The 9,121-nt window shown below is 37.4% G+C and carries 5 protein-coding genes; 2 read left to right on the forward strand and 3 right to left on the reverse strand.

Annotated elements, in window-relative coordinates:
• The 3 genes from AC1DND_RS10890 to AC1DND_RS10900 form a co-directional block, all read right to left on the reverse strand.
• Window positions 1-1,338: ABC-F family ATP-binding cassette domain-containing protein (locus tag AC1DND_RS10890; protein ID WP_477581558.1), on the reverse strand; the 1,338-nt coding region annotated here is incomplete at its 3' end.
• A 599-nt stretch (window positions 1,339-1,937) separates the two neighbouring features.
• Complete coding sequence (ybeY, locus tag AC1DND_RS10895; protein WP_477581559.1) at window positions 1,938-2,375, reverse strand: rRNA maturation RNase YbeY; 438 nt, start codon at window positions 2,373-2,375, stop codon at window positions 1,938-1,940.
• A 497-nt stretch (window positions 2,376-2,872) separates the two neighbouring features.
• Window positions 2,873-6,190 (reverse strand): DUF4175 family protein, encoded by a 3,318-nt coding sequence (locus AC1DND_RS10900; protein ID WP_477581561.1) that lies wholly within the window; start codon window positions 6,188-6,190, stop codon window positions 2,873-2,875.
• Between the two features lie 471 nt (window positions 6,191-6,661).
• Here AC1DND_RS10900 and AC1DND_RS10905 point away from each other — a divergent pair, with 471 nt between their 5' ends.
• Window positions 6,662-8,167 carry a family 16 glycosylhydrolase gene (locus AC1DND_RS10905; protein WP_477581563.1) on the forward strand — a complete coding sequence of 502 codons (1,506 nt, stop codon included), beginning with the start codon at window positions 6,662-6,664 and terminating at the stop codon, window positions 8,165-8,167.
• 170 nt (window positions 8,168-8,337) lie between these two features.
• Window positions 8,338-9,121: alkaline phosphatase family protein (locus AC1DND_RS10910; protein ID WP_477581565.1), on the forward strand; the 784-nt coding region annotated here is incomplete at its 3' end.

Below are 9,121 nucleotides of genomic sequence, written 5' to 3' on the forward strand. Positions count from 1 at the left end.
GTTTAAACGTTTCTTTTCACCACCACTTAATTTCTCAACCATACCATGTTGTTTCTTCGGGGGGAAGAGAAATAGGGTTAATAGGGCAGAGGCCGTAATCACTGAACCGTCAGCCATCTTGATATATTCAGCATCAGATTTTACAATATCAATTACCCTTTCTTTTGGATCGAAAGTTAAACCACCTTGTTTGTAATAACCAAAAACGGTTGTCTCTCCAGTATCAACTTTACCAGCATCTGGCTTTAATTGACTTGTAATGATATTTAGCAAAGTAGATTTACCCGTACCATTTTTTCCTGCTAAGCCAATTCTGTCTCCTTTTTTAAAGGTGTAACTAAAATCGTTGATGATCGGACGGTCATCAAATGCTTTTTTAATGTGTTCTATCTCAATAATCTTCCCGCCTTGACGAGACATCTTCATTTGGAGGTTAATACTCTGATTATCAGCCTTTTTCTTTGATTTTTCCTCTAAATCGTAAAAAGCATTGATTCTGGCGTTAGATTTGGTTCCGCGTGCCTGTGGCATGCGTCTCATCCACTCCAATTCTTTCTTTAATAGCTGTTGGTTCTTATGTAAAACCGTTGCATCTAAAGCTTCTCTTTCCGATTTCTTCTCTAAATAATAAGCGTAGTTTCCATTATAGTTGAAAATCTTACCTCTATCTAATTCTACTATTGTATTACAAACATTATCCAAAAAGTATCTATCGTGGGTGACGAGTAAAATTGTTTTTTGTCCAGTGGTTAATAATTTCTCCAACCATTCAATGGTATCAATATCCAAATGATTGGTGGGTTCATCAAGCACCAAAATTTCTGGATCTTCAATTAAAAGTTTGGCAAGAGCCAAACGTTTCTTTTGTCCGCCAGACAGGGTAGATATTTTCTGCTGAAGATGAGTAATGCCCATTCTGTTTAAGATGGTTTTAATCTCATGTTCATATTCCCAGGCATTGTGTTCGCTTAATTCTTCATATAAACGATTAAGTGTTTTTTCGTCTGGATTAGGATCTTCAATTAATTCTTCATATTCCTTAATTAACTGTTGTTGTTTATTCTCAAGAGAGAATATGTGGTCGCTAATAGAAAAACCTTCAGTAAATTGTGGTTCCTGATCGAGAAAACCGATTTTAACAGCTTTATTTTTTACAATTTTACCTTCTAGCGGAGGGAACCTTTCTGCCAATAATTTCAAAAGTGTACTCTTACCCGCACCATTAATTCCAACCAACGCCACGCGCTGACCAGAGTTAATACCTAAGGTTAAATTTTTAAACAGCCATTCGTCATGATAACCATGACCTAAGCCTTCTGCCGCAATTAGTGTGCTCAATTTTTTTGTATTTCGGATTTATAAAGGAAAATTAGTGCAAAAGTAAGTATAAAATATTTGGAACGGCATAATCAAATTGTAAAGGGCTTCTGTATCAGCTAAAAATGGCAGAATATTGATGCATTGGATTATCTGTTCAGTAATTCATTTGTCATTAGTTGCATTATTTCAGTAAAAAGAAAACAGCGGTCGGACTCGCTCCACCGCTGCTTCAATCATTAACTAAAACTAAACTTTATCTTGATATAATGCACAGGGTATAAATTCTAGCGCATTATTTAATTGTCGTTTTTTGAATATAAGACTGCAGTTGGTTGAAAATGTTGCAGGAAATTTAGGTGTATTATACCAGTATAGTCTAATTGTCGACGAACGCCCATAACTATTAGACGAACGGCATTAAAAATAATTAGGAAGGGGTATTATTTACTTGGACTTAGCAACTGAGGAGATTCTATTGTCATTCTGAATGCAATGAAGAATCTGCAAACGATGGAATGCAAACTCAAACGAGAAGGTAGAGAATGAAAGTGCTGTGATAATCATTAAAAGGTTCTTCGCTGCGCTCAGAATGACATCCTGGGGAGGAAGAGGGTAGACTAAACTAATCCAACTTCCGCTCTATAACCCAGGTACTCATCTTCTTTCTGAGTCATAAGGGTTTTAGCCACTTTTCCTTTGTCTTTGTAACCTAATAAATGTAGGGTACCGTGAATCATAATGCGGCAAACCTCATCAAATTCCAGCGTTTTGAAGGTTTTAGCATTTTCTTTAACACGCTCGATGCTTATAAAAATATCGCTTACAATCTGTTTTTCTTCTTCAGAATTATCGAAAGTAATGATATCGGTGTAGGTATCGTGGTTTAAATATTGTTGGTTGATGCCCAACAGGTATTCGTCGCTACAGAAAATGAAATTAAGTTCCTGCAATTTGAAACCTTCTTTTTCAATCGTAGCTTTAATCCACTTCTTTACCTTAAGTTTCTGAGGAAGATTATAGCTAACTGATTCTGTGAAAAATGATATTGCAGGCATATTGTGGTGTTTATGGCTGCAAATTTAACTAAAAATTTAAAGTGATGAATAGGGGCTGTATCATAAATATAGAATTGTCATCCTGAAGGATAATTTATTTTATAAAAATCACTATGAGTGACGTATAATTGATTTCTTTTGCCATAAACCACGGTCTTGCCTCGGCTCGCCGCCGCCGAAGGGCTCTTTCTTTTTGGCATCAAAAAGAAACAAAAAATGCCGGCTGAAAATTTTTCTTTTGAAGCGAGTTGTGAGGCTAGAACAGTGCAGCCCGAAAAATTTGTTAGGCCGGATTTAAGTAGAACGGGGATACCGTGCTATGGCCTAGCTAGATGGAAATGCGAAAGTAGTTAAAATACTGATTAATAATAATTTGTAAAATTATGTCAATGGTCGCCTGTCGAAAGACCTGTAAGATGCCTTATAAAGCGTTTAGACAAGCTCAACGTGACAAATTCGATAAGAATCTAGTTCGACCACGATGAACTGTATGGGTATCATCGTTCCATATTCAACGATTTCAAATATTCAGCGATCTTGTTTTTATAGTAATAATTTAAGCTTGGAGGTAGTTTTTGCAACATATCATTACCACTTTGTTGCTGTTTTTTAAACTGATCGACCATTTTTTGATAAGATGGAGGGAACTCCTTAGCTGCTTTACTTTCCCGTTTAGCGTCTTCTTCCTGATCGCGTTCTGCTTTTTCTGCCTCTAATAGCTTGGTTAAGAGGTCTTTTTGCCTGTTTAAGGTTTCTTGTTGCAAACGTTTATTAACCAGATCGCTCTCGGTCTTTTTCATTTCTTTAATGGCTTCATTTAGGTTGCCCATTTTACCTGTGCCGTCTTTGTTCTCTTCACGATTGATCTTTTCGAGCGCCTGGCGGATCATTTGTTGCTGCTGAGCCATCTTACCAAACTCCTGGCTCATTTGTCCTTTGCCAACTTTTCCTTGATTATCTCCAGATTTTTGCATTTGCTCGCGGGCTTTTTGCATGCTTTTGTTCAGCTGTTCCTGCATCTGCGAAAGCTGCTTCATCCCTTGCTTTTGTTTCTTTCCACTGCCGCCCTTACCGTTTTTCTGCATATTTTGCAGCTGACTTAGCGCTTCACTCAACATCAAGGTTAGATTATTGATAGAAGTCATGGTAAACTGCTGAAAACGGTTAGCCTCAGGCGTTCTTCTATCACCCAAACTTTCCAAACTTTTATCCAGGTTGAAATTGATTTTGTTCATCTCCTCGTTAACTGTCGATTCTATCTGTGGAACGCGTTTGCTTAAACTATATAAGCTATCGGCGATCGTTTTAAGGTTATCTTTAATGCTACGCTGTTTCTGAACGTTGCTGGTATAAGAAGGATCGGCCGCGGTCATTTTCTTTAAAGCAAGCATTACTTTTTCCTGATCAAAAGAAGTGGTCAATAAGTTTTCCAAGAGGCGTCGCAACTCTTTGGCATTCAGGTTGTTTTCCATTTCTTCACCCTGCTGCTGCATATCGCTCATTTTTTTAGATAACTTTTCCATCTGCTCGCCAGCTTTTTGCTGTTTCTGGCTTGCATTTTTCGAATCCTTTTTATCTAAAGCATCTTTACTGTCCTGTTGTTCTTTTTGTATATCCTGCACATCTTTTTCAGGATTTTCGAAAGGATTAGGCCTTTCAAGCGACTGATTTTTTTCTTCCAGCTTTTTTAAATCATCTTTCAGGTCTTTCATCTCCTTGTTAAGTGCATCTTGTTTTTGCTTTAACGATTCATTGTCCTGTTTTTTATCTTTGGTTTGCTCAGCAAGTTCCTTTTGTTCTTTAGCCAGTTCGTTTAAACGATCGATATCGGTTTGAAGGTTTTGTTCAAATTCTAATTGTTTGTAGAGTTCTAGAATCCTGTCGAGTTCATTTTTAAGGGTTTTATTGTCCAGTTGCATTTTCGAGAGCTCATTCTGCGTTTGGTCCTTATTTTTCTCATTCATCAGGTTTTGCAGCTTTTGCAAAAGTTCTTTTGTTTTCTCATCCAGTACATTATCAAACAGGTCTTTAATCTGTTTCTGTTTTTCTAGGAGCTCTTCAGTTTGCTTTTGATCCTCCTGTTGCTGGATATTTTTATCGTTCTGCTCTTTTATTTCTTTTACAGCCTCATCAAGCTGTTTTTGTTTGTCTAAAAGGGCTTCAATCTGTTTTTTATCTTCGAAAGAAATCTGTTTTTTATCGATGAGGCTTTCGGCCACCTTTTTACTTTCTTTTTCGATGGTATTGGCCAGGCGTATGGCCGATTGCATTTTCTGTTTTAAAGCCTGGTTGCTTGCATTTACCTGTTCGGCAGTTTCTTTTTTAGTAGGCTGTTTAAAGGTTTTGATTTCCGATCGGGTAACTTTTGCGCCATTTACACCGTCGTTATCGGCTACTTCAAAATAATATTCAATTTCCTGACCAGGTTTGGCCGATGCTGTTTTTAAATCCCAGAAATAGAAAAAGGTATTTTCTGTCGCATTGCTTTTAATGGCAATATTTTTGGTAATTGTACCCACAATGCGGTTATTTTCTTTGATATTGTATTTAAAACTTAAGCGGCTAAAACCATAATCATCAGTAACCTGACCGCTGAAGTACAAGGCTTTGTTGCTTACTGAATCTGATTTTTCTTCAACAGAAATACTAGGAGATTGATCTTTAACAACCGTGATTTGATGCGACAAAGAATCTCTGAGCGTAACATATTGGTTTTTAGGTGTGATGCTATATTTTGAATTATTCCTAATGGTTGCATTAAAGGCTGATTCATTATCTTCAACTTTTAAAACATTTTCAGTTCCATTTAAAATAAAAAGCAGTGAACTACTCTGGCCAGTTTTAAAGTTCCAGGTAACTTTTGTGCCTTCGGGTAGGAGCATATCGCCAACATTGGCAATTAATTCTTGTTTTTTGCCCAGATAAGCAGGGTAATTTAAAGTCGCGGTTGCATTTAATAGTTCAGGACGCGGTTTAACCGAAACCGTAAACACCGACGAACTAAAGCCACCACCTTTAAAAACCAATTTTTTATCGCTCTGTATATTTTTGATGCTATACTTAAACTTACTAATGTTCTCCTTTTCGAGTTTATAGGTATTTTTTCCGTCTTCAACGTAAATTTCGGCAGGAAGTTCATCACCGGACAGTTTTACGTTTAGGGTTACATCATCACCCTGGGTAACTGTTAAACTTTTATTTAAAACCGTGAAACTGAAAGGCGCTTTAGGTGCAATGTATTCATCGTACTTAAAAAAACTAATTGTGCCCTCGCGTAGAATTGCAGGCGCGATAATAGCAATAAGCAGAATAATAGAAAGGGGAACAAAAAGATATTTTAAATATTTCCGGTTATCGTTAATGCTAACAGCGCTGTAAAATGGAACAGGTTTAAGCTCAAGGATCTTTTGATCGATACTCGCGAGAATGAGGTGGTTGTTTTCTGGATGATTTTCAGATAAATGATGAAGTTGTAAGGTGTTGAGCAATTTGTCCTTAATATCGGAAAAGTGATTTCCGATGATAACCGATGCTTCGTCGAAAGTAAGGTGTTTGCCCAATTTGAGCATTGAAAGTAATGGTTTGATAATTAGAAAGCCAATAAGTAAGGCCCCAACGAGTAAATAAGCAAAAAATACAAAGGTTTTAAAACCAGCGGTTGGATTGAGGTAATAAAGACTCAAAAAAACAAGGAGATATAGGCCTAAAAGTATGGCAGCGGCATAAATACTCCCGCGCAAAATTTTATTCAGGTAAAATTTGCGGATAAACTCATCTATCTTCCGTAATAAATCGCTGTAGTTATTGCTCACCATATCACCGTAAATGTAAAAATAGTTCTAATCAATTGAAAGAAACCATAGTAAGGTAACGCGTTTATTTCAAATAGTTTATCAATTGGGTTATATAGCTGGCTATTTTTGAAGAGGCATTTTTTAATTTGGAAAACAACGTTTAGCGTTTCATGGCGGTTTTCAGTCCCGCTTTTGCTGCAACAAAAGCAGAAAAAGCTTTTGGTTTCCGCTCCAATCGGGTTTATTTGACAAAGGATAAAGTATATGGCCAATTAGAGTAGATAAATATGTATTTTATATCTGTGTGCATCCTTTTTATCTGTGGTTAAACTACAGCGTTTAAATGGTACTTTACTGAACCTGTTATAGCACATTAATTTAAATATCTTTATCTTGTTTTTGTTAATACAAAGGTTACATAGATTTTAAACGGGTGTTCTTATAAAAATCTACTTTTGATTTTTTGTATAATCATATCATATCATATCATATATGAAACGAGTATTTATTTCTGCGCTAATGTTATTCATTTTTACCGCCTCTTTCGCTCAAAAATTTAACTGGAACAAAAACCAGGTAATTGCCCACCGCGGAGCATGGAAGAAAAATAATTTTCCTCAAAATTCTATCGCTTCTTTAAATGAAGCCGTAAAGCTGGGTTGTTATGGATCGGAATTCGATGTATGGATGACGGCAGATAATGTCTTGGTTATTAATCACKATCCAGAATTTCAGGGTTTGGTTATCGAGAAAGTAAACTATGCTGATTTATTGACCAAAACGATGAGCAATGGCGAAAAAATTCCAACGCTTGAGGCTTATTTATTGGAAGGTAAAAAGCAAAGAACAACCAAACTGATTTTAGAGATCAAACCTTCATTGGTTAGTAAAGAACGTGGAATTGAGGTGACCAATAAATGTGTTGAAATGGTTCAGAAACTCAAGGTAGTGGAGTGGACGGAGTATATCAGTTTTGACTACGATTACTGTAAAAGGATTTTAGCGCTCTTGCCAAAAGCAAAAGTGGCCTACTTAAAAGGCGAAATTAGTGCTGAGCAAATGAAAGCAGATAAATTAACCGGGGTTGATTATCATTTTAGTGTTTACCAAAAAGATGGGTGGATTGAAAATGCCCACAAGTTAGGCTTAACAGTAAATGCCTGGACGGTAAACACTGTTCCCGAAATTCAATGGCTTTTGGCACATCAGGTTGATTATATCACCACTAACGAGCCAGAATTGACCTTCGAAGAGCTTAAAAAAACACCTGTTGCAACGGGTTGGAAACTGAAATGGGCTGATGAATTTAACGATGCCGGATTACCATTAGCAAAAAATTGGAGTTACGATGTAGGTGGAAAAGGTTGGGGCAATAATGAGCTTCAATATTACACCGAAGCAGATAGTACAAATGCAATTGTAAAAAAAGGGAGTCTGAATATTACTGCGGTAAAAGCAGACAAGGAAAACAACCATTATACTTCTGCCAGATTGGTAACGAAAAATAAATTCGATTTTAAATACGGAAGGGTAGAAGTTCGTGCCATGTTGCCAAAAGGCAGGGGCTTATGGCCTGCCATATGGGCTTTACCAACCGAAGGGAAATACGGCGGCTGGCCAAAGAGCGGCGAAATCGATATTATGGAACATGTAGGTTATGATCCGGATAGCGTTCATGGAACGGTACATACCGAAAAATTTAACCACGTAATCAAAACGCAGGTTGGCAAGGCCTTAAAGGTTGATAATCCTTATACCGAATACCATATTTATGCGGTAGAATGGTTTGCAGATAGAATAGATTTCTTTATCGATAACCAAAAATACCTCACTTTTAAAAATACCAAAAAAGGGTCTGGCGATTGGCCATTCGATCAAAACTTCCACCTTATTTTAAATGTAGCTGTAGGTGGTGGTTGGGGCGGAAAAAAAGGAGTAGATGAGTCTATTTTCCCCGCAAGTATGAAGGTTGATTATGTAAGAGTGTTTCAGAAGTAAAGGTTTGTTAGCTCAAGAGTTCATCGGCCATTAGTTTATTAGTCGACGGTCATAATTAGATTGACTAAGAACTTCATGCTGATTAGCACTATAAATTAACTGTCGACTGAAAATTGCCAATTGACAACTGAAATTATAACTTGCGGTATCTAAGCTATATTGTATAATTTATGGACTCACGTAGAGAATTTCTAAAAAAAGCGGCCTTGTTTGCCGGAGCCACTGGTATGGCCAATACCTTGCCCAGTTCGGTATTAAAAGCCATGTCGATTAACCCTGAACCGGGTAGTACATTTTACGATGCAGAACACATTGTTTTCTTGATGCAGGAGAACCGTTCTTTCGATCATATGTTCGGTAAAATGAAAGGTGTTCGCGGGTTTAATGATCCCCATCCACACATTCAACCTGATGGAAACAAGGTATGGTTGCAAAAGGATGGCCAGGGTTATACCTATGCCCCCTTTCATGTGGATATTAACAAAACGAAAATCACCTGGCAAGGCGGTTTACCACATTCGTGGAATGACCAGGTAGCCGCACAAAATGGTGGCCGTTACGATAAATGGTTGCCCGTTAAAACACCAATGACATTGGCTTACTACGATCGGAATGATATTCCTTTTTATTATGCCATGGCCGATGCTTTTACCATTTGCGATCAGCATTTTTGCTCATCGCTAACGGGAACAACACCAAACAGATTGTTCTTTTTTACAGGAACCGTTCGTGGAGAAAAAAGTGCAAACCGGGTTGCGGTGGTGAATAACGATCAGGCCGAATCGCAAAATGATGTATTTGTAGATTGGCCAACTTTTCAGGAAACATTAGAAGATAATGGTATCGATTGGCGCATTTACCAAAACGAATTATGGACCTCCAAACTCCCGGAAGGTGAAATAGATGATTGGTTGGGTAATTATGGCGATAATCCTGTAGAGTACATCAGTAGAC

This window comes from Pedobacter sp. 01N416 (genome assembly GCF_056399685.1).

What these genes read in the sequence shown, in the direction of transcription:
- AC1DND_RS10900 (WP_477581561.1), bottom strand. Translation starts at nt 6,190, where the DNA reads ATGGTGAGCAATAACTACAGCGATTTATTACGGAAGATAGATGAGTTT.
- ybeY (WP_477581559.1), bottom strand. Translation starts at nt 2,375, where the DNA reads ATGCCTGCAATATCATTTTTCACAGAATCAGTTAGCTATAATCTTCCT.